Genomic DNA, 24,866 nt, shown 5'->3' on the forward strand with positions numbered 1-24,866 from the left:
CCAATATATGGTTTTCAGTAAGATTTGCATAATGAGTTGACAGTATGGATCGGATATGTTTCTGTATGTATAGAGGCGCCACCTTGCAGGCTTATTCGATAGTGATGGTGTTATTTTTATGAAGGAGACTGAGGTATGAGCAAGAATGTGATCCTGTGCATAAGTATTCTTCTGTCTCTGTTTACGACGGTGGCATGCAAGCAGCCAGAACATGCTGAACAGCCCCCAGGGGAAGCCCATTTATTGCCGATACAGCGTTATGGCAATGCTCTACATATGCAAGAGAAACAAAACCAACTATACAACTTTATCGTGAACAAGCTGTCGGGCCCAAATGGTATACATACCAATTACCGCAATACCGGCCAATCGGCGGAAATGGCGACCGGACATGAGGTGTTAAGTGAATCCGCAGGACTTATGATGCGGTACTATGCGCTCACTGGACAGCAAGATGCATTTGATCAAGAGTGGTCAAGAGCGCAGCAAAGCTTTAATTTGTCAGCAGGCTTCAGTTATCGTTTTAGCCCAGAGTTGCAAAAGAAGTATACACTCAATGCGGCTGTTGATGACCTGCGGATCATCCGTGCGCTGTATGAAGCAGGTCAATCGTTTAAGAGCGAGCACTACGTGAAAGAGGGAGCAACTTATGGCAGCAGGTTCTACGAGCATAATGTCAAAGAGGGGTACTTGTACGACTTTTATGACGAAACTTACCATATCACAAATGACTTTGTGACATTATGTTACATTGACCTTGCTGCGCTGAGACTGCTTCCAATCGATGCTAAGCAGCAGGAACAGTTGTATGGGAATATGCTTGGCATTGCTAAAAAGGGCTATTTGTCAGATAAATTTCCTTTTTACGAAACCAGATACCAATATAAAACCAATGCTTACCGTTCGGAGAACATTAACACAGTGGAATCGCTGATTACGATTTTATCTCTTGCTGAAGTGAAACAACATAATCAGGCCAGCATTCAATATATTAAGAATCAGGTTAAAGCAGGCACTTTATACGGCCAATATACCAAAGAAGGAACGCCGACCAACGATATTCAATCAACAGCCATTTATGCGATTGCTGCCATGCTCGGTTCTGAGCTTGGGGACAAGTCCTTATACGAAGATAGCATTCGGAGGATGAATCAATTTCAGATTGAAGATGGAGGTAGTCCTTTGCGAGGGGGATTTGGCGATACAGCTTCTGAACAAGCATTTTCTTTTGATAATCTAATGGCCTTGCTGGCCTATGCATATTAATAAAACGTAATAAGGGGATGGCGTGCGGCATGGCTAACATCAGGTCCAAATTACATATGGAGCGCGGACTTGTGTGGTTAAGCCGCTATGTGTCGCCGTCCCTCTTGGCTGCGTCCGGAGTATTAATAATCACGATTATTGCTTTGTTTGTACCTCCATATATCGGGATGGCCGATAACGGCGATTATTTTCGTATTTTGTACAGCAACGGATTGTATTTTAATACGCCCGATTACGACAGCCAGTATTTTGGCTACTTTATTAAGAAGTTTGGCATTTTTCAATATTTCAATGAGAATCAAGCGAGCTTGTTTTCATCTCAATCGCTCTTTATTAAGTTTTCGATATGGCTAAATACGTTTGTGGATCAGCAAGTGTTTGATGTTCGGGTCCAAGCCGTCCTGTTTACAGTCTTATATATCGTGGCAGTCTACCTGTTGGTAGAAAGCTTGACGTGGAAAGTGCCCGTGAAGTACGGATATCCGATTGCGATACTGGCTATTTTTTTGTTTGCGGATACCGCTTATACCGCTTATTTTAACTCTTTCTTTGGTGAGAGCATCGTGTTTATTATGATGGTGTATGTATTTGCAGCAGGACTGCTGATGTATAGGAAACGATATAATGACTATGTCCTGATGGCGATATTGCTCGTGAGCGGTTTGCTTCTGACCACCAGCAAGCAGCAAAATGCACCGCTGGGCATCATCATTGCCCTAATGGGCGTGGGTCTGATCTTTATCCGTAAAGAAAGGACGTTCCGTGTGTGTATGGCTTCTTCACTAGCCGTTCTACTGCTTGCGGGTATTGGGACATATGCATTAATCCCGAAGGAGTTTGTTAATATTAACAAATACCACGCGATGACACGAGGGATTCTGATGGGTTCGGAAGACCCTGAAGATACGTTGAGCAAGTTTGAAATTGATAAGCAGTATGCAATATTAAACGAAAGTATCTATTATGAGCTGTATACCACAATAGATGTAGATTCGCCGATACTGGAAGATCATTTCTATAACAAGTATGGGTTTGGTTCTATTTTAAAATATTACGTGACACACCCTGGGAAGGCTATTGATATGCTTGATCTAGCCGCCAAAAGCGCATTTAAAATTCGCCCTCCGGCCATGGGGAACTATGAGAAATCGGTGGGCAAAGCGTTCAGGGAGCAAACGAACTTCTTCTCAGGTTACAGTACTTTAAAAGCAGCGATGGCTCCCAAGACATTTGGATTTGTTGTCATCTGGATGATCCTTATACTTGGGTTATACATGCCTGCGTTTATTGCCGCCGTGAAGGCCAAAAATAGTAGACGCATGCTCCGATTGCCACTAATTGTAACCATGGTCCTAATGGGCTTGTCTGGTATTGCGGTATCTATTATTGGTGCGGGGGATGCGGATTTATCCAAGCATGAATTTGTGTTTACGGCTGCCTTTGACATCGTAACATTTGTTGTTGTTGCTGATGCGATTCGTCGTCGTTTATGGAGTGGTCAAGAGCTGGACAGTCCCTAATATTTAATCGGTATCGGAGGTGACGTGATGGAGGGCTGCAAGTACATGAAATTAATAATGATCTTAGTTATGACACTAGGCATTCTGATGGGGAGCACTCCAGCTTCTGTTCACGCCGCAGACGCCGTAAAGGAAAAGCCGATACATGTCCTGCTCACGTATGACAGCTATGGCATAGGGACACCGAGACAAGGTAGTATAGACGCGTTACAGCAGCTTCTTGCCGCTTACGGTGTCCAAGTCACCATCGCGGATATCGACAGCTATCAAGTAGGGACACTTCAGACATACGAGAAAGTGATTGGAGTACATAATGCATATGATCTGCCCTTAACGAATGCCGACTACATAGCAGATTTGGCAGCGTATAAAGGTGACTATTTGCACATCGGGGCCATGATCCCCGCCCAAGTGGAAGCTAAGCTGGGTCTGCGCACGCAGATGGCAAGAGGCGGCACAATCCGGCTCTCCGTCGGGAAGCTTCAGCAAACATTTATTCAAGCAGAGCCACTCCCCTACGCAGAGCAAAGCGCTGGCCGTACATACGGTGAGCTTGCTCTTGCAGGAAAAACATATCCATTTGCAGTATCCCATGAACGATATGCATATATTCCTTATTTGAAGCAAGGAAATCTTAGTGAAATTGCGGCCGCTTATGTGTTGAAGGATTGGCTCGAAGTGAACCGTAAAGGGCGCACTTACCTGCTATTTAAAGAAGTTTACCCATTTTCTGATTTACAGCTGCTGGAACGTCTTGCAGATCAGCTCCATGAGGCGGGACTCCCCTTTATGGTCAGCGTCAGACCCGTGTTCAGCAATACGGATTACCCCGCCATGAAGCGTTATTTGGAGACGCTAAAATATATACAGTCACGAAATGGCAGCATCATCGTCAACGCCCCGGTCGTAGCCTCGACCATCAGTGTACAAGACGATACACTACAGGCTAAAATGGAGAGCTTTATTGATGTACTGGCTGATTACGGCATTGCGCCATTAGGCGTAGGAGCGGAAATGTATTGGTCATATGACCATTTGTATGCGGAGCAAGGGATGTCCTTCTCCGATTCAGCTGTGCTGTATCCGAATGAACAGGCCAGTTACAGGTCCAGAGCGGATACCTCTAAAGCATTTCAATCTTCGTTGTTCAGTATGCCATTAAGTTTCATGGATCAGTTTGAGCGCTCTAGCAGAGCAATTCCATCCCTACCGATGGATTCGGTTATTACGTATGACTTTTTTAAGGACCGGGAGCAGTTGGATAATGCCATTCAAAGTTTACTTGATAGCTGGATTACATTCGCGGATTACAAGTATGAATCACATGCGGTAAGAACGCCGCGGAACGAAATTATATCGTACAAAGGAACAATCGCTATTAATGGTCAAAGCGTAGACCTTGGGAGTGCGATCAAGGATATCAGCTCAGACTATACGTATAAGGAAGAGCAGCAGAAGAGCTTTGAGAAGCTGTTTAATGTACAAAACAAAGTATTTATTATCATTATCATCGTTACACTGATGGTGTTCGGCGGCTTCTTCATCGTTGGATATCGGTTGTATAAACGAAAATATTACAAATAAGGAGGCAGACATGACGATAGCAGATGTTCTTATGTTGATTGCGGTTATCTGCATCTGGTCCCTCTTGCTCGTGAATGTGGTCTTGATTATTGCGGGTTACCTGTACTATATCGATATTGAAGGAGAGGCTGTTCCAGAGATTAAAGGGGAGGCGCCATTTGTCTCCATTATGGTACCTGCCCATAATGAAGGCGTTGTGATCACGCAGACGGTTGAATCATTGTTGGCGCTTGATTATCCTCATGAACGTTATGAGATTATTGTCATTAACGACAACTCTTCCGACAATAGCAGTGTGCTGCTCGGCGATTTGAAAGAACGTTATCCTGGGCGCAACTTGATTATTATTAATACGGATGCAGTTACAGGCGGCAAAGGGAAATCTAATGCCCTGAATATAGGATTCGCGCAGAGCAAAGGTGAGCTGATTGCCATCTACGATGCGGATAATACGCCTGAGAAGACCGCTTTGCGATATCTGGTAGGCGAAATTATGCACGATGAATCGTTAGGAGCTGTCATCGGCAAGTTCAGGACACGCAATCGCAACACAAATTTGCTGACACGTTTTATCAATATCGAGACCTTGTCGTTTCAATGGATGGCGCAAGCGGGTCGATGGAAGCTATTTAAGCTGTGTACGATACCCGGCACCAACTTTATTATGCGAAGACATATTATTGAGGAGATTGGAGGCTGGGACGTTAAAGCCATCGCGGAAGATACCGAGATCAGCTTCCGAATCTACATGATGGGTTATCGAATCAAGTTCCAACCTAAAGCCGTGACATGGGAGCAGGAACCGCAGACGATTAAGGTATGGTTCAAGCAGCGAACACGCTGGGCTAAGGGCAACATTTATGTCATCGTTAAAAACATCCCACTGCTGTTTGAGCGTTCGGCTAAGATCATCCGTTTTGATATCCTATACTTTTTATCCATTTACTTCTTACTGCTGACTTCTTTGGTTATGTCTGACATTCTGCTTATTCTACATGCATTGGGTTATGTGCACACGACCATTGCAGGATTCAGTTCTTTCTTATGGGTACTGGCGATCACGTTATTTATTGTAGGAACTTTTATTACTATTATTACGGAAAAAGGAGAGATGAGACTCTCCAATCTGTGGATTATTTTGCTCATGTATGTGTCTTATTGTCAATTATGGATGGTTGTTGCGGCTTACGGTTTATACAACTATGTAAAGGATCAATTGTTTAAGCGGGAAGTCAAATGGTACAAAACGGAACGATATTAAGACAGGAGAGAAGCTCGTGAATAAACGGTGGATTGTGATAGGCATGACCTGTTTGTCCTTATTATTTGTACAGTTAGGACAAGCTTCTGCGGCTGTAGCTAATGGCATTCAAGCAGCCGGTCAGCAGATGTATGAGACGGTGCTAAGCAGCACGGATACAGCATTGTCAGGCGTAATGGCATCCCGACAGTTTTATTTCCAAACGGAATCCTATTGGAACGTTCGCGAAGTGAAGATCAATCTAGATTATAAAGCCTCGCCTCTGACACGTGATGAACAATCGAGTGTCACACTGGTTATGAATGGTACGAAGTTCCATTCGTTTCGCCCTGCTGTAAGTGAAGCGGTGAAACAGCGTCTGACAGTTACGGTGCCGAGAGAACTGATTGTTAAGGGCAGCAATACGTTAACAGTGGAAGGTTATATTGTTACTAACCTAGAGAACCAGATTTGTGTACCCGTTGAGAAACGTGATAATTGGTTGCAGCTGCGGCAGACGTCCAGTGTGGAGGTAAACTATAGAAATGAAGCATTGACGGGAAGTATTAATGACTTCAACCGCCATTTTGTAGGCAGGGACATGGTCAATGCCAACCTTGGTGCGATTGCAGTGCCTTCCAAGAGCCAGCCGGCTGAATTGGAAGCAGCCGTTCATGCGTTGTCTGGCTTTGCCAAAGCCAACAGCTTAAAAGGGAAAGCCATCCCCATACATACTTGGGATACGGCTGCATTGAGGGAAAAGCAAACTATTGTGGCGATTGGTTTATATGATAATTTGCCAACAGCTCTGCAGAGCGCTATAGGTAATGAGGACTTAAGCGGCACGGCACTTATTCGTGTGATCTCTATGGATCGTCAGCCTACGCTTGTTGTTACGTCAAAAAATCCCGACTTATTAGTAAAAGCCGGCAGATTGCTGGCCAATCAAGAGATGGTTGGCCAATTAGCCGGAACTAGTAAGCGAGTAGACGCTAATACAAATGTAGACACACCCGATGTTACTGTGAACCGCAACGTAACATTAACCGAGGCTGGTGATCGACTGACAGGCTGGATGCATCAAGAGAAGACATACTTTGTTTCTTTACCTGCAAACCGTTCAATAGCAGATGCAAGCAAGGTTAGTCTAGATCTGCGGTATGCCAAGAACCTGGACTTCCATCGTTCCTTGGTGACGGTGCTGATTAACAATACACCGATCGGCAGCAAGAAGCTGACTTCAGAGATGGCCAATGGGGATACATTCTCACTGCCAATTCCAAAGAACCTTGATGTAACCGGTAATTTCTCTGTTACGGTTGCCTTTGATCTGGAACTGGAGAACGTGACATGTGTGCAGCCGCAAGATCAGATGCCATGGGCATATATTACGAAGGATTCCTTGCTGCAATTAAATACGAAGGATAAAACCGATCTGCTGTTTAACAATTATCCGAATCCATTTCTTCGGGATGGTGGATATAACCAAGTAGCGGTAGTCATGCCGCAGGTTAAAGATAGCTACACGTACTTGGCGTTGTCCAATCTGTTTAATCTGCTGGGACAATATGCTGAGGGTAACACGGGAGACGTTAAGTTCTATGAAGACAGCGCAGCAGCAAAGGTGCTTCAGGAGCGTAACATTATTGCGATTGGCTCCTACCATAACAATAAGATTTTTCAGGATCCGAAGTTAAAGCTGTACTTCCAGTATGATTCCAAAGGTGATGGCTTCATTTCTAATGAGAAAATGAGTATCGACACGGATTATGGAAAACGTATGGGGACACTGCAGTTATTAGACTCGCCTTATGAGCCGGGTCACGGATTGCTGGCCGTTACAGGGGCTGGCTCTGAGTACTATTATCTTGCATCCAAGCTTTTGGCGAGTGAGAGTACAAAGTGGAAAGTATATGGAGACGGTGTAGCTACAGATAAGGACGGTAATATTCACGCCTATCGCTTCAAGAAACAGACCGAGCAAGAGTCGAAGTCTGTTCTAGATGACGTATTGGAACGTGGAGACGTACTTGGCTTCATGGTTGCCGCGGTGCTGGTGATGCTTCTTGTCCTGGTGGCGTTAATTCTGATGATTCGCAAATACAGAAAGAAACGGGGGGCGGGCGATGAAACGGAATCAAAGTAGCCTAGTATCGGATGGCGCTTTCTTGCTCTGGTTTGTCATCACCTTTATTTGCGTCGTATTTATGGTTGGCGACCCTAACCGTTACCTCGTTAATATCATTTTTCTGAACGTTGCATTTCTAATTGCCATTGTGACCTATTTTACGACGGTGACAACGGGATTAATTATGAACATCGTGTTTATTTTTGGATATGGAACGTTCACATTGTACCAGACTGTGATCGAAGGCGGAGTTATCGGTGTTCACAATTATTTCTGGTTAGTGATGACACCGATATTTACAGTGACCACTTGGATGATGACTCTTGGAAATCGGCGGCTGCAGGGTGAGAATGAGCTGTTAAAAAAGAAAAACACATCACTTGCAACGATGGATGAGACGACCGATTTAAAAAATGCACGTTCATTCCAAAAGGACGCTACCATATTTATGGCGCTGTCAACCCGGTATAAGATTCCACTGACGCTGCTAGTGGTGAAAGTGAAGTATTGGGATGAGTTAAAGCGGATGGTTAGTGAAGAGCAGATGTCGGAGATGATCTATGATCTATCCAAATTAAGCGAGACCAGTATTCGTATGAACGATTCCCTATATATGCTGAATGCAGACAATCCGACCTGGGGGCTACTGTTGTTTACGGATCGCGACGGAGCGAACGTAGTTATTGATCGCTTGAAAGAGAAAGTTGCTGCGTTTAACACGGTGGAGTTTGCCGGAAAGTACAAAATTGAGCTGAACCTCAACATCGGTGCGATTGAGTATCAGCCCGATAAAGTACCGACGCCGCTCGACTTTATCGTGCAGGCTCGAAAACAACTGGAGTATGATGTATAGTCTCATTACAACGAATATAACATAAGAAGAACAGCCCATCCGTTAACTAGGTTGGGCTGTTCTTCTTTTTTGGCGGAAGCATGACCGTATCGAGCTTTGTAGTAACTGTGCTGACAACATGATCTTATGAGCCTGATGGAGAAGCTTCCATAATAGCTCTGATATTGGATTGATTAGATCATACCAGAAGGACAGAGGTATGTTGGTATATCGCTCACGATTTCATTATAATCATAGGCAGTGGAAGGAGTGAGGAATTTAGATGACAGCTGAGAATAAACTTAATCCATTTATACAGCTGCTGCATTTCGGTTACCAGCAGGCGATGAGCTGTATATTTCCCGTTATTATTTTTGTAACGTTGGCGGCATCGAAGTTTATAGATGTTCCCTTTATCCCTCGTTATGACCTAATTTTGTTGATACTGCTGCTGGTTCAGTTCCTGATGTACAAAAGTGGATTGGAGACACTTGATGAAATCAAAGTGATATGTGTATTTCACGTAATTGGCTTAGCTCTTGAGCTGTACAAGGTGTATATGGGTTCATGGGCATATCCCGAAGCAGCATATACCAAGTGGTTCGGTGTGCCGCTCTATAGCGGTTTTATGTATGCAAGCGTGGCCAGCTTTATGTGCCAGGTATGGCGGAGACTGCGAATGGATATGACGGGCTGGCCAGGGATGTTGGCCACGGTGCTGCTGGGTGGCGCTATTTATCTGAACTTTTTTACGCATCACTTTATACCGGACTTCCGATGGTGGCTGACGGGTCTTGTGTTTATTGTGTTTTGGAGGACACAAATTTGGTATACGGTGAGAACCAAAACGTATCGGATGCCGCTAACACTTGCCTTTTTGCTTGTTGGTTTTTTTATTTGGCTGGCAGAAAATATCGCAACGTTCTTGGGCGCATGGAAGTATCCGGATCAGCATGAGACCTGGCGTATCGTTGGTGTCAGCAAGATTAGCTCGTGGTTTCTGCTTGCCATTATTAGCGTAATTATTGTAGCGCAGCTTAAGCATGTGAAGGCGAGTCGGATAGGAAAGACCTAGATAAGATAAGTCGAAGGGATTTCTTGTAATGGCTGCGTGAGGCTGTGTACAGACAGATATACAGACAGATATACAGTTACAGAGTGACTCGCCTTTTTTCTGCGAAATGGATTCAATTTCTGTTGACCCTCACGCTACGTGATAGTTTAAAGTGAGTGGTGAAAGGAGGCCAAGACGCCATGAGAGTGAAAGAAGTTGCCGATCTGGCCGGAATCAGCGTGCGTACGCTGCATCATTATGATGAGATTGGATTGTTAGTACCACAAGAGACAACCGAAGCGGGTTATCGTTTATACTCACATGATCATGTGGAGCTGCTGCAGCAAATTTTATTTTTCAGAGAACTTGGCTTCCCTTTGAAAAGAATCAAGGAGATTATCGATAATCCATCGTTTGATCGAGAAGAGGCGCTTAGGATGCACCGCAGCATCTTGCTTGAACAGCGCAGCCGCTTGAACCGAATGATCATGACGATCGATAAGACCATCCAACACGCAAAAGGGGAGATTCAAATGGCTGACAAGGAACGGTTTGAAGGGTTTGACTTTAGCCGAAATCCGTATGAGCAAGAAGCACGAGAGCGCTGGGGGGATAAAGCCGTTGATCAGGCGAATGCCAAAGCCGCTGATATGACAAAGGAGAAGCAGGATGCATTTAATCAGGTATACGTTAACCTGGCTGCTGTACGTCATTTGGCTCCTGAGTCGGAAGAGGCCCAAACGGCTATTAAAGCATGGTATGTGCTGCTGAATGAGCTGGGCAACTACTCGCTGGAGGCTTTCAGAGGTCTAGGACAGATGTATGTTGCTGATGAACGCTTCACCAAGAACATTGATCAATTTGGTGAAGGCTTGGCCCAGTTCATGTGTGACGCGATGGGGGTTTATGCGGATAACCATCAATAATGTACGGCAGTCTTCCAGTTCTGACGAGAACTAATCGAGAGTCCCGATCCTTAATGAGGAAATCGGGGCTCTTTGGTGTTTCCTGTCCTCTTACGCTAAGATTAGGCGGCCTCAATCCTCGTCCATCTCGCAGCTTTCAATTGCTGTAAAAAATACGTCCAAAATATCCTTGTCATATTGTGCCCGCACATAACCAGAAATGGACTCCAATTGCTTTTCGCTTGTATATTCAAGGCAGGGGCGCCCTTCGCATCGCAGCACTGTACAGTCAAATTTCTGCTTCACATCTTCAATTACATCATCTTTGACAATTCCATTGCTCGCCGCTTTCATTCCCATTCCTCGCTTTCGTTTAAATAAACTTTAATAGAGGTTATTCAGTTAAGTTCTTCCCTATCTATTATTCAAAATTTAACTATTCGTTCCGATGACATTTATCACAGCATGGGAAAGGAAACGAGCAGCGAATAATGACTGCATCTGTTATTTAAGGTCGATATGTGCAGAAAGTTACAGTATACGACGGCAAGCAGGAAGATCGTTACCTTATATAATAGGTCTCGCAGCAGATTGTACGATAACACTCTGTATGGCAAAGTAATACCAAGTCATATTTTTACATATGAGGAGGAATGGATGATGAACTTTCACTTTTTTGTAGGCAATGATAATGGAAATAGCGAGCATGATTTAATTATTGACGGCAGATTGATTGCGCAGCCAAATGTAAATTGTGCGGTGGACGAGCTGCCGTGGAGCGAGGAACAGCAGCCGGAAAGCTTTGTGAAGCAGCTGCAGGAACAATTGGTTGTCACCATTGACTCGCCTGCAGCTCGGCCAGGCATGTATTATGTCGGTCAATTTGCGTTGGAGAGCGGAGAGCTGCTAGATAATCTTCAGATCGGAATTGACCTAAAAAGCGACATGGATCTGCCGGTTATTAATACACTTGCCCAAATCGCAGCGGTTGCTGTACAGAAGGCATATGAGGAAAGCAAACACATCCCTGAACAGATCGAGGTTGAAGTAGATATGGCTACAGCGCTGCCGGTCACGCAGCATACAGATGAGACGTCTGCAAAGTTTGAGAAGCGGTTTACATCCAGCCCTCATCATGTGACCGTTCATCTCGGAACGCGCCGTATTGCAGTGAAGATTACTTTCCCTTTTGTGAAAGCGGTGCCGGAAGCCACACCTGTTATATTTACCCTGCAAAAAGACGAAGATGGGAAATGGCGCGATGGTGACATCTTTCAAGAGTTTGCTGCCAGCTATGGCATGGATAAAAAGTTTAACGGTAGCTACTTTAAAGATAAGCGTATTCTTCATGTAGATATCGGCGATGGTTCAACAGAATATCCGATCACAGAGGGAAATAAGTTTCTGCGTCAGTTTGTACACGGTAGTCATCATGGTGCGGGCTATGCCATTGAAGAAGCACTGGATGACTTTAATCGCCTTATCCATCTCCCGAATTCTCCGCGCCAATTTTTCAGTGACGTCCTTAAAAATCCACACCACAAATATTATGCCCGTGCCATCAAAACAGTCAAAAGACCGCTGGAGAGCCAGGTTAAGCAGATCGTACAGCATGTCAAAAGGCAGTTGACGAAGTCTCGAAATGAAGTCGACTTGATCTGCGTGTATGGCGGCGGAAGTATACTTATGCGTTCCATCTTGTACCCTCATCTTCATGAATTGTGCAGTGAACGGGAATTGTTGCTTCTTTATATACCGGATGCCTATGCGGTTCAAATGAATGCCATGGGACTCAATGCTTTTGTGAGAGGAAAAATCTATGAGGCATTAAAGAGTAAAGCTGTTCAACCCGTGTAAGAAAAGTATGTGGTGACCAAAAGCGAGGTGGAAGGTGATTCGTCGTGAAAAAGACCAAGCTGCCTGGAGAAAATATTAGTCTGAAAACAAAAAAAACGGAAGATCCTTTAATCATGAACTGGATTAATATCCAAACTAACTTGATGGATTCCTTACGCTATTTAATAGAGCAGGAAATCTCTCAACAAGGTATTCGTAATCTGCAGGCTGTTGTGCCTGTCGAGCGAAACGTATTAGCTTCAGTGACCTCCTTGCTGCCACGAGCTGGCTCGGGTGAACTTTCCGTATTTGATCAACTCATGGAAGACAACGAAGATACTCCATCGGAGGAAGAGCTGGAGGATGAACTGGTGGAAGAGGACATTGAGGCATGGGTATAAGAGCTGTGGTAGGCTAACGGTGCTCCTTGTATCGGCATTACTTGGTAATACTAAGTATGACAATGTGGTATTTGGGAGGGTAAAGTGTTATATAATAACACAAGCTTTGATATAGTGAGGCGCAATGGCCGTGCAAGCATAGTGTGTAATTAGCATGATGCATGCAAGATCGTCAGGAAGAGAGGGATATGCACAATGACTTTAGAGGAGGTCATGTCCAGATTAGAGGCAATGGGCACGGAGCAGACAAAACGAACGTTTATCCGTCACGGAGCTAAAGAGCCTCTATATGGTGTGAAGATTGGCGACTTAAAGAAGCTGGTTTCCGCTGTGAAGAAGGACCAAGGCCTTGCCCGTGCGTTATATGAGACAGGCAATAGCGACGCTATGTATTTGGCGGGCTTAACCGTCAATCCGCGCACGATGGATAAAGAGACACTAGAAGCTTGGGTGAAACAAGCAAACTGGGTTATGCACTCGGAAACGACAGTTCCGGGGGTAGCGGCAGAGAGCCCCTTTGGGTTTGAATTGGCACGAGAATGGATGCAGTCCCGTGACGAATTGATCGCTGCGTGTGGATGGAGCACCTACATTAACGCAATGTCCATTACACCGGATGAGCAGCTTGATCTGGAGGAGATTAAACAGCTGCTTCATCAAGTGGAAACGAAGATCCATGAGGAGCGCAATCGTGTGCGTTATACGATGAATGGGTTTGTCATTGGAGTTGGCGCATTTGTTGAGGCGCTTCACGAGGAAGCAATCCGAACTGCGACAGCGATTGGTAAAGTGCATGTTCATATGGGAGAAACGGCTTGTAAAGTTCCCGAAGCAGCAGCTTACATTAAGAAGGTAGAAGCGGCAGGGAAGCTTGGGGTCAAGCGAAAGACGTGTATTTGCTAATATAGGCTGATATCGGACAATATCCGGTATCAGCCTTTTTGTTTGTATCGCGGGTTAATAAATCTGGATCAATAGTTATCCCTAAAATGAATCAGATCATAGGTATCATTAGCCACTAGATTTCCTAGAGAAGCTTTAGTAAAAGATAAAAGGTTATAGGATAAGAGCTTTGGGGAAGGATAAGGACACCTAAATGAAAAGGAAGGGGTGTCATCATGGCCAGAAGAAGCAGGAGAAGATTGCTTGTAGAAGGAGCCGAGCAAAGTGTAAATGCATTTAAGGCAGAAGTGCTGCGTCGAGAAGGGTATCAGGTTGATCCCGAACGTCCAGATGATGTGAAGTATGAAGTTGCGGCACAACTGGGTGTACCCCTGCGGCAGGGAGATAACGGTGGATTAAGCACCGAATCAGCAGGGCGCGTAGGTGGGAAGATAGGCGGCACGATGGTGCGTGAGATGATTCGACTTGCGCAGGAGAAGCTGGCGAATAATCGCGAGTAAGGTATGAAATATGAATGCGGTGTCCGATCAGGTTAGCGTTATCACCTGCAAATGGACACCGCATTTAACGTATGTACAACTTGTGTGCTAGGCCTCGCTTTGTTGTTCAAAACGTTTAATAATCTCAATCACCACTTGGGTAGCTTGGACCATGTTATCGACTGAAACATATTCGAACTTGCCGTGGTAGTTCTCACCGCCCGTAAAAATGTTCGGTGTAGGTAGCCCCATGTAGGATAACTGCGAGCCGTCAGTACCCCCGCGAATCGCACGGATAATAGGTTTAATATCAAGCGATTCCATGGCTTCGCGTGCCATGTGCACGATCTCGATTACAGGCTCAATCTTGTCCTTCATGTTGTAATATTGGTCATACATATCAAGCACAATGTTATGCTCTCCGTAAGTTTGCTGGAATTCCTGTACGATGCGTGTCAGGTTGGCCTTTTTGGCCTCGAACTTTTCGCGATCAAAATCACGGATGATGTAACTTAGCTTTGTTTCCTCCACATCACCTCGGAAAGAACTCAGGTGATAGAAGCCTTCGTATCCCTCGGTATGCTCAGGCGCTTCTTCCACAGGCAGTCTTCCGTGCAACTGCATGGCGATCTTGGTCGAATTGATCATCTTATCCTTCGCGCTGCCTGGATGCACACTCGAGCCTTTAACCGTAATCTTTGCCGCTGCGGCATTAAAACTTTCATATTCGAGCTCGCCTAGAGGCCCGCCATCCACGGTGTAGGCATATACAGCGCCAAAGGCAGCGACATCGAACCGCTGCGGGCCTCTGCCGATTTCTTCATCCGGCGTAAAGGCCACGCGTACTTTGCCGTGTTTAATCTCAGGATGCGCAATGAGATAAGCCATTGCCGTCATAATCTCAGCGATTCCTGCTTTGTTGTCTGCACCAAGCAGTGTAGTGCCGTCAGTTGTCATTAAAGTATGGCCTTTATACTGACTTAACTCTGGAAATTCTTTGGGTGACAGGACAACACGCAGCGCTTCATTTAACGAGATATCGCCTCCGTCGTACGTTTCAATGACCTGAGGTTTTACATCTTTGCCTGTAAAGTCAGTCGCTGTGTCCACGTGAGCAAGGAAACCAATCGTGGGCACTTGTGACTTGTTCGTATTGGAAGGAAGCGTGGCCATGACGTAACCATTGGCATCTATCGTCACTTCCTGCATCCCTATTTCCTCTAGCTCGTTGACAAGCATGTTGCCAAGTGTAAGTTGCCCTGGCGTAGTCGGGCATGTGGTACTGTCTTCATCGGATTGCGTGTCCACCTGTACGTAAGTTGTTAATCTAGCAATGAGATCCTGTTTCAACTTATTCAACTCCCTTCTATTTCCTATTTTATTTTAACACGAACTACCAACTTACATGTACTCCTGTAGTTTTCAGTGTGTCCATAGATTATTCAAAATTGACCTTATGTCTATTCTGCTAGATAAACCTTTACAAATAGATGGAATTATTTATAATAAAATAAATCATTAGGAGGTGTGTTAGGATGCAGAAATGCTTATCATTTACCCCACACGATCGAAAGAAAATACAAATCGAGCGGTAGAGGGCGCGCGCTAGTAAAGCGCAGGTAAGGATACGGCAATTTAACGTAAGCTTAACGTGACGTGCCATCTGCCGGTAAGGGCGGATCATACGAATATGAACTTACGCGCGGCACAAGTCTATATCATTATGATGTTTATGACGGCATTAGCTAGCTCAACAATGTTTGTTACACATGGGATTTATTTTGTTGCGGAATTGGGACTAAATCCTGTTCAACTTGTCTTGATGGGAACGGTGCTTGAGCTAACCGTCCTCCTATTTGAAGGAATAACAGGTGTTGTTGCAGACACGTATAGTCGACGGCGTTCGGTAATCATCGGCATGTTTATTATTGGAGCAGGATTCATGTTGGAAGGCAGTGTGATGTGGATAGGGGCTGTTGTTCCAGTCCTTTCTATATTCGCATGGGTACTTGTAGCTGAATTCATATGGGGTGTAGGCCATACTTTTATTAGTGGCGCAGATTCGGCCTGGATTGTGGATGAAGTAGGCGAATCAAACGTGGGGAACCTCTTCTTAAAAGCGAAGCGAGTGTCTCTTCTGGGCAACTTGCTTGGAATCGGATTGAGTGTCGGTATGTCCACAATTGCGCCCAATCTGCCTTATGTATTAGGCGGGCTTATTTATGCAAGTCTGGGTGTATTTTTGCTTTTATTCATGAAAGAGACAGCATTTGTGGGAGCAGTACAAGAGCAGCAGGGCTCACATTGGCAGCATATGAAATCGACCTGGCTATCCGGCGCGTCCACCGTAAGACGGCATCCTATGCTCTTGATGATTGTTGGGGTGACCTTGTTCAGTGGTGCGGCGTCAGAAGGCTATGACCGACTATGGGAGATGCATTTAATTACAGGAATCGGATTCCCGGCAGAGATTCCTTTATCCATGCCCATGTGGTTTGGCTTAATAGCAGTGTTGTCGACCCTGATTAGCATTGCTGCGGTACGGATCACGGAAAACAGGCTGGATATGGGCAATGAACGAGCAGTCTTTGTGGCTATGTTTATGCTGACAGCTCTCCGTATTGCGGGTATTGTGGCACTTGCTTTCTCGCCCAACTTGGTTTGGGCATTAGGCTCAATCCTTATTGTGGGAGTCGTTCAAACATTGAGTCAACCGATCTATGAGACGTGGCTTAACATGAACATTGAGAGCAAGTCTCGTGCGACGGTACTATCTATGATCAGTCAGACGGATGCGCTCGGTCAGACAGCAGGCGGCCCCGTCGTTGGCTGGGTAGGCAGCCGTGTGTCTGTGAGGGCTTCACTAATTACAGCAGCGGTGCTGCTAGGACCGATCTTGACTGTGTTCAGTCGCGCGCTTCGCAGAAAATAGTAGGGCAATAGTGGAAAGAGGACGTTTTACACGAATGGACTGGAGGGCACCATAGAAGTGCCCTCTTTGTCGTGGATACGGGTATGTACATTTGTTATGATAAGCATAACACCATGAGAGAGAAAGGTCGGTATTGTAATGCCTCCCAACAAATCCAACGGTCAAACCAGCCGTAAGAAAGCAAGCGGTGCAGCATCAGGCGGACGTAAGCCGGCACGCAAAGCAAAACAACAAACCAAAGTGTTAACAGCCCTAATAAATCTGTTTGTACTGGCAGCTGTTCTCGCAGGAATATATATTGCGAATATCCCTGCAGATTCCAGTAGTGGGGATCGGACTGCTTCAAGTGCTCATCCACAGCAATCAAGAATTCCGGCAAATAAGGGGACGTCGACCGGGAAAGAATCTGACGAGAAGCTTGAGGTTCATTTTATTGATGTCGGTCAAGGCGACAGTACATTGGTAGTCACACCTTCAGGCGAGACGATCCTGATTGATGCGGGACAGAATAATAAAGGTGAGCTAGTGGTTGATTATTTGAAGGAACTCGGAATTGACCGACTGGATGCCGTAGTAGCTACTCATCCCGACGCGGATCATATTGGCGGTTTAGATATTGTAGTGAATAAGCTGGATGTCAAAAGTGTCTACGCACCTCGAGTTTCGCACACGACACAAACTTATAAAGACTTTCTGAACGCAGTAAAGCACAAAGGCTTAACGATTAAAGCTGCACGATCAGGCAGCTCCCTTCCGCTATCAGAAGAGGTTTCGGCGCGGTTTGCCGCGCCGGTCAACAGCTATGGTGATAATTTTAATGAGTGGAGCGCGGTACTAAGGCTTGATTACGGAGATACATCGTTCCTGTTTACTGGCGATGCAGAGCAGGAATCGGAAGCAGATATGTTGACGAGCGGCTTTAAGCTCACTGCGGATGTGCTGAAAGTAGGCCATCATGGTTCACGAACCTCTTCGAGCCAGGCCTTCTTAAATGCGGTAAAACCGCGGTATGCTGTGATCAGCTCTGGTACTGGCAACAAGTATGGCCATCCGCACGACATTATTTTGAAGCGTTTAGCCAAATTTGGAGCTTCTGTTTACCGAACTGACAAACAGGGCAGCGTTGTGGCATACAGCAACGGTCGCGAAATCTGGATGACGACGGACAAGGGAGCTTAGGGCCACTGTACGTGTTCACAATTAAGCAGCCCAGACGAATACATGAAGTTCACTAGGAGGAGATTGCATGACTGACCCTCAGAAGAAGGAGCCACGTTGTGGGGTAATCGACAGGTTTGAAGGAGATTGGGCTGTAATTGAGATGAACGGTGATATGCAAGAGGTGGAACGTCGTCAACTGCCTGCACACGCTCGCCCTGGAGATGCGGTTGTAATAGAGGACGGAACGATTCGTGTGGATCAGGAACGAACAGTACGTCTGCGTCAAGAGGCAGACATGCTGATAGATGAGTTATTTGAGGAGTAAGCAGCCATGTAGGAGTAGGTTAGCCAAAGACCTGATCGGGATTTAATCTAGATCGGGTCTTTTTGGGTTGTGGGGATAGATGCGATCGAGACTAGATTAGTGTCAACAATCAGAAAAACAAGAATATTGACCACTAAGGTCAATTGACATATAATAACATTGACCTTAATGGTCAACGATATCGGCGGAGGTCACCAAATGATTGAAAAATTTCTTAACCTAGGTGTGGATAAGCAGGAACGTATCATTAATGCAGCGCTGAAAGTATTTTCACAGAAGGGGTATGAGCAAGCATCTACCAATGAGATTGTGAAAGAGGCAGGCATTTCGAAGGGATTGCTGTTCCATTATTTTAATAATAAGAAGGAATTGTTTTTATATTTGTATGGTCATGCAGTCGAACAGTTGATGAATGAGTTTGTAGCGAAGCTGAATCAGGATCAGAAGGATATTTTTATGAAATTGAGGCAGGCGTTACTGCTTAAGTTTGACATGATTCAAAGGTATCCAGACGTATTTGACTTCCTTAAAACAGCCTACTTTGAGAATTGTGACGAGATTAAACCGGAGTTGGAGCATTACAATAAGCAGCTTGTGGCTAGCGGCTACAGCACAATCTTTCAGGATGTCGACCATAGCTTATTTAAAGAGGGTACCGATGTGACACGAGCCATTCAAGTCATCTTCTGGACCCTGGAAGGATTCGGGCTGCAGCAGCAGGCAAAGTGGAAGGCTAGTCGTTATGAGGATATCAAAATAGATGAGGTTATGGAAGAGATCGATCGATATATGCAAATATTAAAGCAAGCCTTCTATCGCTAATAAAGGGTATGTCGAGAGGAGTGTCACAGATGAGCGTAAGCGTAATCGAAATAAACGATTTAACGAAGACTTACGGGAGCGCAAGAGGAATCTCGAATTTAAGCTTTACGGTCGAGCAAGGTGAAATATTTGGTTTTATCGGTCCTAATGGAGCGGGAAAGTCCACCACGATTCGGACCCTGCTTGGTCTCATTAAGCCAACAAGCGGCAGTGCAGCCATCTTCGGCAAGGATATGTTGCGGCATGGGACGGAGATCAGGAAGGAGATCGGTTACCTTCCTTCAGAAGTGTTTTATTATGACAATATGAAAGTGAAGGACTTGTTAAGCTATTCTGCAAGTTTCTATAAGAAGGATTGTCGGTCGCGAATCAAGGAATTAGCCGATATTATGAATCTTGATTTAAACAAGAAGATCGATGATTTGTCGCTGGGCAATAAGAAGAAGGTAGGGATTGTACAAGGATTGTTGCATGAACCGAAACTGATCATATTGGATGAGCCGACGAGCGGATTAGATCCGTTGATGCAGCAGAAGTTCTTTGAGCTGCTAGAGCAGGAAAACAAGAAGGGAGCGACAATTCTATTCTCCTCTCATATCTTGAGTGAGGTCCAGCGCTTATGTGATCGCGTGGCGATTATCAAGGAGGGCAGGCTTGTGAAAATGGAGAAGGTGAGCGCGCTGCAAGCAGACAGCTACAAGAGAATTAAGCTGGAAACTACTTCTCCGATTGCGTCTGATTATTTTCAATTTAGCGGTGTAAATGAATTGAAGGTTGAAGGTTCGATGATCCAGTTCTTATATAAAGGCAATTTGAATGTGATTACGGCCAAGCTTGCAGCAATTGAGATCAGTAATTTGTGGCTGGAGGAGCCGGATCTAGAAGAGATCTTTATGCATTATTATGAGCGGGAGGACTGAGCAGTGATGAACATGTATTGCTATGAGCTAAAGGCTTATCGTAAGTTCAACCTCATCTGGACTGCTGCGTTGGTTGCGCTGGTCGCTTTTATGTTGTCTATGTTCCCGACATTTAACCATGATGCGGAACAGTTTAAGACACTGCTGAGAAGTATGCCGGAGGCCGTTTTGCATGCGGTGGGCATTCAAATTGAATCGATCACTTCACTGTTAGGGTTTTACTCCTATGCGTTTATGTATGTGACATTGTGTGGCGCCATCCAAGCGATGAATCTGGGGGTTTCGATTATATCCAAGGAATCGCGTGAAAAGACGGCTGACTTTCTGCTAACGAAACCTGTGGCGCGTTCTAGCATCATGACAGCGAAGCTGCTTGCTGCATGTACTTCGCTGATACTGACCAATCTAGTATATATAATCGCAGCTAGCGGGCTGGCTTTACTTGTGAGTGCAGAATCGTTTGATTTGCACCTACTATTGCTGGTATCGGTGACGCTGTTATTTGTGCAGCTTCTATTTCTGTCGCTGGGTGTTCTGACAGCCGTACTTATGCCCAAAATAAGAGCTGTGCTGCCTATTTCGCTCGGAGCCGTATTCGCGTTCTTTTTAATTGGCATTTTAGGCGCTTCGACCGGGGACGATAAACTGCGTATGTTAACGCCCTTCAAATATTTTGACGCTGCTTATATTGTGCAGCATCATGGTTATGAAGTTGTTTATATGTGGGCGGCGCTGGTTGTTGTCGTTACGTCGATAATGGTTAGTTATATCGTGTACATGAAGCGGGATGTGCATACGGTTTAGACGACGAGATGATGCAGATGGACAATGTTGTAACTTACAGGTGACATAAGAGGGGGCTCTACGTTGAATATATTTAGGCGTGAATTAAAGGCTGCTCGCAAGTCATTGATCCTTTGGTGCATCGCAATCGTCGTGATGGTAGCATCGGGTATGGGCAAATATGCGGGGATGTCGATGTCTGGCACAGGTCAGTCCATGAATGATCTCGTAGCTGATATGCCTAAGTCTCTGCAGATCATTATGGGAATTGGCACATTTGATTTGTCAAAAGCAAGCGGTTATTACGGGGTGCTGTTCTTGTATCTGCTTATGATGGCCACGATCCATGCGGCTATGCTCGGCGCGAACATCATCTCGAAGGAGGAGCGGGACAAGACAGCTGAGTTCCTACTCGTAAAGCCGGTCTCCAGGAGCTTTGTGTTAACGGCGAAGCTGCTGGCCGCCGTGGTTAATGTGGCCGTGGTGGGTCTGGTCATGTGGATTTCCTCCGTGACGATGGTTAACTATTACAGTAACGGTGAGTATGTGAATGGAGATATTGCACTTATGATGGCAGGGATGTTTATATTGCAGTTATTGTTCCTGCTCGTGGGTGCTATGATCGCGGCAGTCAGCCGTAATCCTAAACGTGCAGTCTCCTGGTCAGCAGCAGTCTTATTAGTCGCTTTTATGTTGTCGCTTGGGATAGATCTAAGCGGCAACCTGGATGTGTTGGCTTACGTGACGCCATTTAAGTATTTTGAAGCTAAAAAAGTAATGTACGGCGGTGGCTTGTCTATGGTTTCCGTATGGTTGTCAGTGGTGATTATCGCGGTCTGCTCGACGATGACCTATGTGGGGTATAATAAGCGGGACTTGAATATGTAACACGATATAGTAATAAATCAGAATGATGGCAGACCGGTCGCTGAGGCGGCAACCGGTCTACTTGTGTTGGTCAGGCTATTATTTTTTCTTAATCGGTATCCAGACTTCGAACTGATAGTCTTCGGAAGATGGATTGCCCGACGGATATACCTCCAATTCAGGTCCATCTGCATGTTCATATCCGGTGGCAGGGAACCATTCTTGGAAGATTCGCTCCCACAGCTGCTGCATCGCATGCGGCATAGCACCTGAAGCAGGGAAGACAGCCCAAGTGTTGGCCGGGACCAAATAAGAGTCCAGTGTTGTGTCCTCTACAGCTTGATTGCTTTCAACAGCAATCCAATAGCTCATCTCTTCAGTGTCATGTTTAAAATCGGTGCAGATACCAAGAAAATGATGGGTTGGTTCAAGCTCGGCTAGTCGACAATATGTTCCGTCCTCATTGCATTGTCCCCAAAATTCTGGAATGCGTCGTAAGTTTTCGCCATCTTTGGTCGTAGTATGAAGTGCCTTGCCAATTGCATGAAAGGCGGGTTTGTCTACTAATTTGTATTCCATTTCCTTGTCTCCCTTCAAAGATAGATGAAATGCCAAGCGAGGGAAGGCTTTTAGTGAGGCTCCCGGTTGACGCGCAGCAGAAGGTGTGATGCCATGCGCTTTGCGAAAGGCCTTCGTAAATGATTCTGGTGAATCATAGCCGTATTTGAACGACACATCAACCACTTTGGCGGAAGAAGAGGCCAGCTCCTGTGCCGCCAGCGTCAATTTACGTTTGCGCATGTACTCTGCAATGGTATATCCCGTTACGATATGGAACATACGTTGAAAATGAAAGGAAGAAGTCTGTGCCGTGCGTGCGATCTCATCCATATCAAGCTTATCTTCCATCCTGCTTTCAATCAGTTCCAAGACGGCTTCCATTCGAGTCAACCACTCCAAAAGCCTCCACCTCTTTCATATGTTTATCCTATCATTAGGAAATTCGATTTTCCTGTCCTTCCGTGCGAAGTTCGAACAGGGTATTTCATTATTCATTACCAATTTATGTCACCATCAATAGAATTGTATAGCAGCGTACAAAGGGCAGTCTTCATCACCGATGACACAAGGGCTAGAGTAAAGCACTTGGTAGGTGGAAGGAAAATAGCAGATCAGCACGAATATGTAAATTATATACTATTTTTAATCCGAGTACAGCTGTAAGATAGGCGTTATTTTTGATAAAAAGGAGATTCAACATGAACATACGTAAGCTGAAAATTGATGAATTATATCCAATGGAATTGTTACTGCTGGCAGACCCTTCACGTGCCATTGTAGAGGAATATATCCAGCGCGGGCACTGTTACATAGCGGAACATAACAATTACGTCGTTGGGGTGTACGTACTCTTGCCGACGAGACCGTCAACGGTAGAGCTTGTTAATGTGGCGGTTGCTGAAGAGCACCATGGCAGAGGTATAGGGAAGGGGCTGGTACGCCATGCACTTGAGACAGCTAAATCACTGGGCTACAGCACAGTGGAGCTTGGTACCGGTAATTCAAGTGTAGGTCAGCTAGCGCTCTACCAGAAATGCGGGTTTAGAATTGTGGGAATCGATCAGGACTTCTTTGTACGGCATTATCCGGAGCCTATCTTTGAAAATGAGATTCAATGCAGAGATATGATTCGCCTATCTCAGGATTTGTAATCCCTAATGCTGGTAAAGGAATAGGATTGTCAGCGTTTTGCAAACGAAGGGAATATAATCGGTCTTTGAGCAAGAGCCATTAAAAGGGGATGACATGGTGGCAAATGGGCAGCATTTGTTTACAGAAGAGCAGCTTCAACTTTCCGCACAACGACTTGGTATAGAGGTTGATCGTTTATATCCTATCGGCGGGTTCGAAAATATTATTTACGGATTTGAGCAAGGAGGTCGCGACCTCATTCTCCGTATATCCCATAGTGCACATCGTTCAGCAGCACAAATTGAGTCCGAACTGGATTGGGTTCACTTCCTCGCCGAGCAGGGTGTCCGCGTCGTCTGTCCAATGCCTTTTTCCTCCGGTCAGTTCATAGAAAGGCTTGAAGCTGAGGAAGGATACTTTACATTGGCTGTATTTGAAAAGGCGGAGGGTTCGCATGTGAATGCTTCTCATGAGCTGTGGGGCCCGCACCTTTTTGAGTTATGGGGAGAGATAACGGGTGATATGCACGCCAAGACGGTGGGTTACCGAGTAGCAGAAGGCTTGGAGTCGAGGCCGCATCAGGATGATCTGGGCCTGGCAGTCGATCGGTTTAGTGATGTAGAGCATGAGCTTTATCACAAGCTAAGCGAGGTCTCCGCAGCCATTGATGCCTTACCGCGTGTGACGGATCACTATGGCCTATGCCATCGAGATTTGCATCAATCGAACTTTTTTGTAGATGCATCTGGCATTACGGCATTTGACTTCGACGATTGTGGTTATGATTACTTCCTGCAGGATATTGCAATCGCAGTCTTTTACGGCTCCGTATTCGGCAACAAGCAGCAGATCGAATATGAAGAGGCTCGCGTATCAACAGCTGCAAATGAGGTGTTTCGGCACTTTATGACGGGATACAATCGGAAGTATCAATTGGATAAGAAATGGTTGGTGCACCTCCCTCTATTCATCGAAAAGAGACGTGTTGAATTAACGCTGCTGCTCTACACAATTTGGGGTTCACAGGCAGTCGATGAGAATAAACGTGCATGGCTAGCCCATAATGTAGACGGAATACGAAATGGCATCCCTTGCATGCAGCTTCTCCTCTAAACAATTCTACAGGCATGTAGCCCTGCTGCTGAGCATGTTGGATGCTAGTGATGTTAGTATACATACGGAGTTCTGCAGCTACTTGACTGCGTCGTTCAGCTTG

General features: G+C 45.4%; 24 protein-coding genes. 21 read left to right on the forward strand and 3 right to left on the reverse strand.

The features are described 5' to 3' along the window. Positions 1-135: 135 nt before the first annotated feature. From QP775_RS10925 to QP775_RS10960, 8 genes are all read left to right on the forward strand, one after another. Positions 136-1,266: a hypothetical protein gene (locus tag QP775_RS10925; RefSeq protein WP_239329061.1), complete on the forward strand. Its 1,131-nt coding sequence runs from the start codon at positions 136-138 to the stop codon at positions 1,264-1,266. A gap of 29 nt (positions 1,267-1,295) precedes the next feature. After that, positions 1,296-2,786, forward strand: coding sequence for a glycan biosynthesis hexose transferase WsfD (gene wsfD, locus QP775_RS10930; protein ID WP_239329060.1), 1,491 nt, complete (start codon positions 1,296-1,298; stop codon positions 2,784-2,786). A 45-nt stretch (positions 2,787-2,831) separates the two neighbouring features. Further along, the gene (locus QP775_RS10935; protein WP_239329058.1) at positions 2,832-4,370 is read left to right on the forward strand and encodes a hypothetical protein; all 1,539 of its coding nucleotides are present in this window, start codon (positions 2,832-2,834) and stop codon (positions 4,368-4,370) included. 10 nt (positions 4,371-4,380) lie between these two features. Continuing rightward, entirely contained in the window at positions 4,381-5,631 is a 1,251-nt protein-coding gene (locus QP775_RS10940) for a glycosyltransferase family 2 protein (RefSeq protein ID WP_239329057.1), read from the forward strand. 16 nt (positions 5,632-5,647) lie between these two features. Then, the gene (locus QP775_RS10945) at positions 5,648-7,756 is read left to right on the forward strand and encodes a cellulose biosynthesis cyclic di-GMP-binding regulatory protein BcsB (protein ID WP_285106002.1); all 2,109 of its coding nucleotides are present in this window, start codon (positions 5,648-5,650) and stop codon (positions 7,754-7,756) included. Continuing rightward, entirely contained in the window at positions 7,737-8,591 is an 855-nt protein-coding gene (locus tag QP775_RS10950) for a diguanylate cyclase domain-containing protein (RefSeq protein WP_239329055.1), read from the forward strand. The genes QP775_RS10945 and QP775_RS10950 overlap by 20 nt, the downstream gene beginning before the upstream one ends. Before the next feature lie 262 nt (positions 8,592-8,853). Continuing rightward, a complete protein-coding gene (locus tag QP775_RS10955) occupies positions 8,854-9,645 on the forward strand; it encodes a DUF817 domain-containing protein (RefSeq protein ID WP_239329054.1) in 792 nt (263 codons plus the stop codon). A 179-nt stretch (positions 9,646-9,824) separates the two neighbouring features. Then, positions 9,825-10,550 carry a MerR family transcriptional regulator gene (locus QP775_RS10960; protein WP_239329053.1) on the forward strand — a complete coding sequence of 242 codons (726 nt, stop codon included), beginning with the start codon at positions 9,825-9,827 and terminating at the stop codon, positions 10,548-10,550. A 111-nt stretch (positions 10,551-10,661) separates the two neighbouring features. Here QP775_RS10960 and QP775_RS10965 read toward each other — a convergent pair whose 3' ends face one another. Then, on the reverse strand, positions 10,662-10,883 hold the full coding sequence (locus QP775_RS10965; protein WP_239329052.1) for a hypothetical protein: 222 nt from the start codon (positions 10,881-10,883) through the stop codon (positions 10,662-10,664). Positions 10,884-11,189: 306 nt separating this feature from the next. Between QP775_RS10965 and QP775_RS10970 the strand changes: the two genes are divergently transcribed. The 4 genes from QP775_RS10970 to QP775_RS10985 all read left to right on the forward strand — a co-directional run bounded on the left by QP775_RS10970 (position 11,190) and on the right by QP775_RS10985 (position 14,169). Then, positions 11,190-12,386 (forward strand): ParM/StbA family protein, encoded by a 1,197-nt coding sequence (locus tag QP775_RS10970; protein WP_239329051.1) that lies wholly within the window; start codon positions 11,190-11,192, stop codon positions 12,384-12,386. 113 nt (positions 12,387-12,499) lie between these two features. Continuing rightward, a complete protein-coding gene (locus QP775_RS10975) occupies positions 12,500-12,766 on the forward strand; it encodes a hypothetical protein (RefSeq protein ID WP_285106006.1) in 267 nt (88 codons plus the stop codon). A 195-nt stretch (positions 12,767-12,961) separates the two neighbouring features. Then, positions 12,962-13,669: a DNA alkylation repair protein gene (locus tag QP775_RS10980; protein ID WP_285106008.1), complete on the forward strand. Its 708-nt coding sequence runs from the start codon at positions 12,962-12,964 to the stop codon at positions 13,667-13,669. Between the two features lie 215 nt (positions 13,670-13,884). Then, positions 13,885-14,169: an alpha/beta-type small acid-soluble spore protein gene (locus QP775_RS10985; RefSeq protein WP_239329047.1), complete on the forward strand. Its 285-nt coding sequence runs from the start codon at positions 13,885-13,887 to the stop codon at positions 14,167-14,169. A gap of 87 nt (positions 14,170-14,256) precedes the next feature. Here the strand turns inward: QP775_RS10985 and pepT are convergent, their stop codons facing one another. Beyond that, on the reverse strand, positions 14,257-15,498 hold the full coding sequence (gene pepT / locus QP775_RS10990; RefSeq protein WP_285106011.1) for a peptidase T: 1,242 nt from the start codon (positions 15,496-15,498) through the stop codon (positions 14,257-14,259). Between the two features lie 340 nt (positions 15,499-15,838). On the opposite strand from pepT, the gene QP775_RS10995 reads away from it, so the two are divergent. The 7 genes from QP775_RS10995 to QP775_RS11025 all read left to right on the forward strand — a co-directional run bounded on the left by QP775_RS10995 (position 15,839) and on the right by QP775_RS11025 (position 21,979). Next, positions 15,839-17,080: an MFS transporter gene (locus QP775_RS10995; protein ID WP_285106013.1), complete on the forward strand. Its 1,242-nt coding sequence runs from the start codon at positions 15,839-15,841 to the stop codon at positions 17,078-17,080. Between the two features lie 138 nt (positions 17,081-17,218). Continuing rightward, positions 17,219-18,259, forward strand: coding sequence for a ComEC/Rec2 family competence protein (locus QP775_RS11000; RefSeq protein ID WP_285106015.1), 1,041 nt, complete (start codon positions 17,219-17,221; stop codon positions 18,257-18,259). A 67-nt stretch (positions 18,260-18,326) separates the two neighbouring features. Continuing rightward, positions 18,327-18,566 (forward strand): DUF3006 domain-containing protein, encoded by a 240-nt coding sequence (locus QP775_RS11005; protein ID WP_285106017.1) that lies wholly within the window; start codon positions 18,327-18,329, stop codon positions 18,564-18,566. Between the two features lie 198 nt (positions 18,567-18,764). Then, positions 18,765-19,388, forward strand: coding sequence for a TetR/AcrR family transcriptional regulator (locus QP775_RS11010; protein ID WP_285106019.1), 624 nt, complete (start codon positions 18,765-18,767; stop codon positions 19,386-19,388). A gap of 29 nt (positions 19,389-19,417) precedes the next feature. Then, positions 19,418-20,308: an ABC transporter ATP-binding protein gene (locus QP775_RS11015; RefSeq protein ID WP_285106021.1), complete on the forward strand. Its 891-nt coding sequence runs from the start codon at positions 19,418-19,420 to the stop codon at positions 20,306-20,308. Positions 20,309-20,314: 6 nt separating this feature from the next. Then, a complete protein-coding gene (locus tag QP775_RS11020; RefSeq protein ID WP_285106023.1) occupies positions 20,315-21,112 on the forward strand; it encodes an ABC transporter permease subunit in 798 nt (265 codons plus the stop codon). Positions 21,113-21,175: 63 nt separating this feature from the next. After that, positions 21,176-21,979, forward strand: coding sequence for an ABC transporter permease subunit (locus QP775_RS11025; RefSeq protein ID WP_285106025.1), 804 nt, complete (start codon positions 21,176-21,178; stop codon positions 21,977-21,979). A gap of 78 nt (positions 21,980-22,057) precedes the next feature. On the opposite strand, the gene QP775_RS11030 is transcribed toward QP775_RS11025, so the two are convergent. Beyond that, positions 22,058-22,918 carry an AraC family transcriptional regulator gene (locus QP775_RS11030; protein WP_285106027.1) on the reverse strand — a complete coding sequence of 287 codons (861 nt, stop codon included), beginning with the start codon at positions 22,916-22,918 and terminating at the stop codon, positions 22,058-22,060. Positions 22,919-23,217: 299 nt separating this feature from the next. Here QP775_RS11030 and QP775_RS11035 point away from each other — a divergent pair, with 299 nt between their 5' ends. Together QP775_RS11035 and QP775_RS11040 are read left to right on the forward strand one after the other, a co-directional pair. Then, entirely contained in the window at positions 23,218-23,670 is a 453-nt protein-coding gene (locus QP775_RS11035; RefSeq protein ID WP_239329037.1) for a GNAT family N-acetyltransferase, read from the forward strand. A gap of 97 nt (positions 23,671-23,767) precedes the next feature. After that, the gene (locus QP775_RS11040; RefSeq protein WP_285106030.1) at positions 23,768-24,763 is read left to right on the forward strand and encodes a phosphotransferase enzyme family protein; all 996 of its coding nucleotides are present in this window, start codon (positions 23,768-23,770) and stop codon (positions 24,761-24,763) included. The last annotated feature ends 103 nt before the right edge of the window (positions 24,764-24,866 follow it).

Source organism: Paenibacillus sp. UMB4589-SE434, assembly GCF_030226685.1.
Lineage (GTDB): Bacteria > Bacillota > Bacilli > Paenibacillales > Paenibacillaceae > Paenibacillus_B.

Bases quoted from the DNA above. Each gene is read 5' to 3' on its own strand.
- QP775_RS10965 (WP_239329052.1), bottom strand. From the start codon at position 10,883: ATGAAAGCGGCGAGCAATGGAATTGTCAAAGATGATGTAATTGAAGAT.
- QP775_RS10940 (WP_239329057.1), top strand. From the start codon at position 4,381: ATGACGATAGCAGATGTTCTTATGTTGATTGCGGTTATCTGCATCTGG.
- QP775_RS10970 (WP_239329051.1), top strand. From the start codon at position 11,190: ATGAACTTTCACTTTTTTGTAGGCAATGATAATGGAAATAGCGAGCAT.
- QP775_RS11000 (WP_285106015.1), top strand. From the start codon at position 17,219: ATGCCTCCCAACAAATCCAACGGTCAAACCAGCCGTAAGAAAGCAAGC.
- QP775_RS10995 (WP_285106013.1), top strand. From the start codon at position 15,839: ATGAACTTACGCGCGGCACAAGTCTATATCATTATGATGTTTATGACG.
- QP775_RS10950 (WP_239329055.1), top strand. From the start codon at position 7,737: ATGAAACGGAATCAAAGTAGCCTAGTATCGGATGGCGCTTTCTTGCTC.
- QP775_RS11005 (WP_285106017.1), top strand. From the start codon at position 18,327: ATGACTGACCCTCAGAAGAAGGAGCCACGTTGTGGGGTAATCGACAGG.
- QP775_RS10980 (WP_285106008.1), top strand. From the start codon at position 12,962: ATGACTTTAGAGGAGGTCATGTCCAGATTAGAGGCAATGGGCACGGAG.
- QP775_RS11035 (WP_239329037.1), top strand. From the start codon at position 23,218: ATGAACATACGTAAGCTGAAAATTGATGAATTATATCCAATGGAATTG.
- wsfD (WP_239329060.1), top strand. From the start codon at position 1,296: ATGGCTAACATCAGGTCCAAATTACATATGGAGCGCGGACTTGTGTGG.
- QP775_RS11020 (WP_285106023.1), top strand. From the start codon at position 20,315: ATGAACATGTATTGCTATGAGCTAAAGGCTTATCGTAAGTTCAACCTC.
- QP775_RS10975 (WP_285106006.1), top strand. From the start codon at position 12,500: ATGAACTGGATTAATATCCAAACTAACTTGATGGATTCCTTACGCTAT.
- QP775_RS10955 (WP_239329054.1), top strand. From the start codon at position 8,854: ATGACAGCTGAGAATAAACTTAATCCATTTATACAGCTGCTGCATTTC.
- QP775_RS10960 (WP_239329053.1), top strand. From the start codon at position 9,825: ATGAGAGTGAAAGAAGTTGCCGATCTGGCCGGAATCAGCGTGCGTACG.
- QP775_RS11015 (WP_285106021.1), top strand. From the start codon at position 19,418: ATGAGCGTAAGCGTAATCGAAATAAACGATTTAACGAAGACTTACGGG.
- QP775_RS10925 (WP_239329061.1), top strand. From the start codon at position 136: ATGAGCAAGAATGTGATCCTGTGCATAAGTATTCTTCTGTCTCTGTTT.
- QP775_RS11010 (WP_285106019.1), top strand. From the start codon at position 18,765: ATGATTGAAAAATTTCTTAACCTAGGTGTGGATAAGCAGGAACGTATC.
- QP775_RS10985 (WP_239329047.1), top strand. From the start codon at position 13,885: ATGGCCAGAAGAAGCAGGAGAAGATTGCTTGTAGAAGGAGCCGAGCAA.
- QP775_RS10935 (WP_239329058.1), top strand. From the start codon at position 2,832: ATGAAATTAATAATGATCTTAGTTATGACACTAGGCATTCTGATGGGG.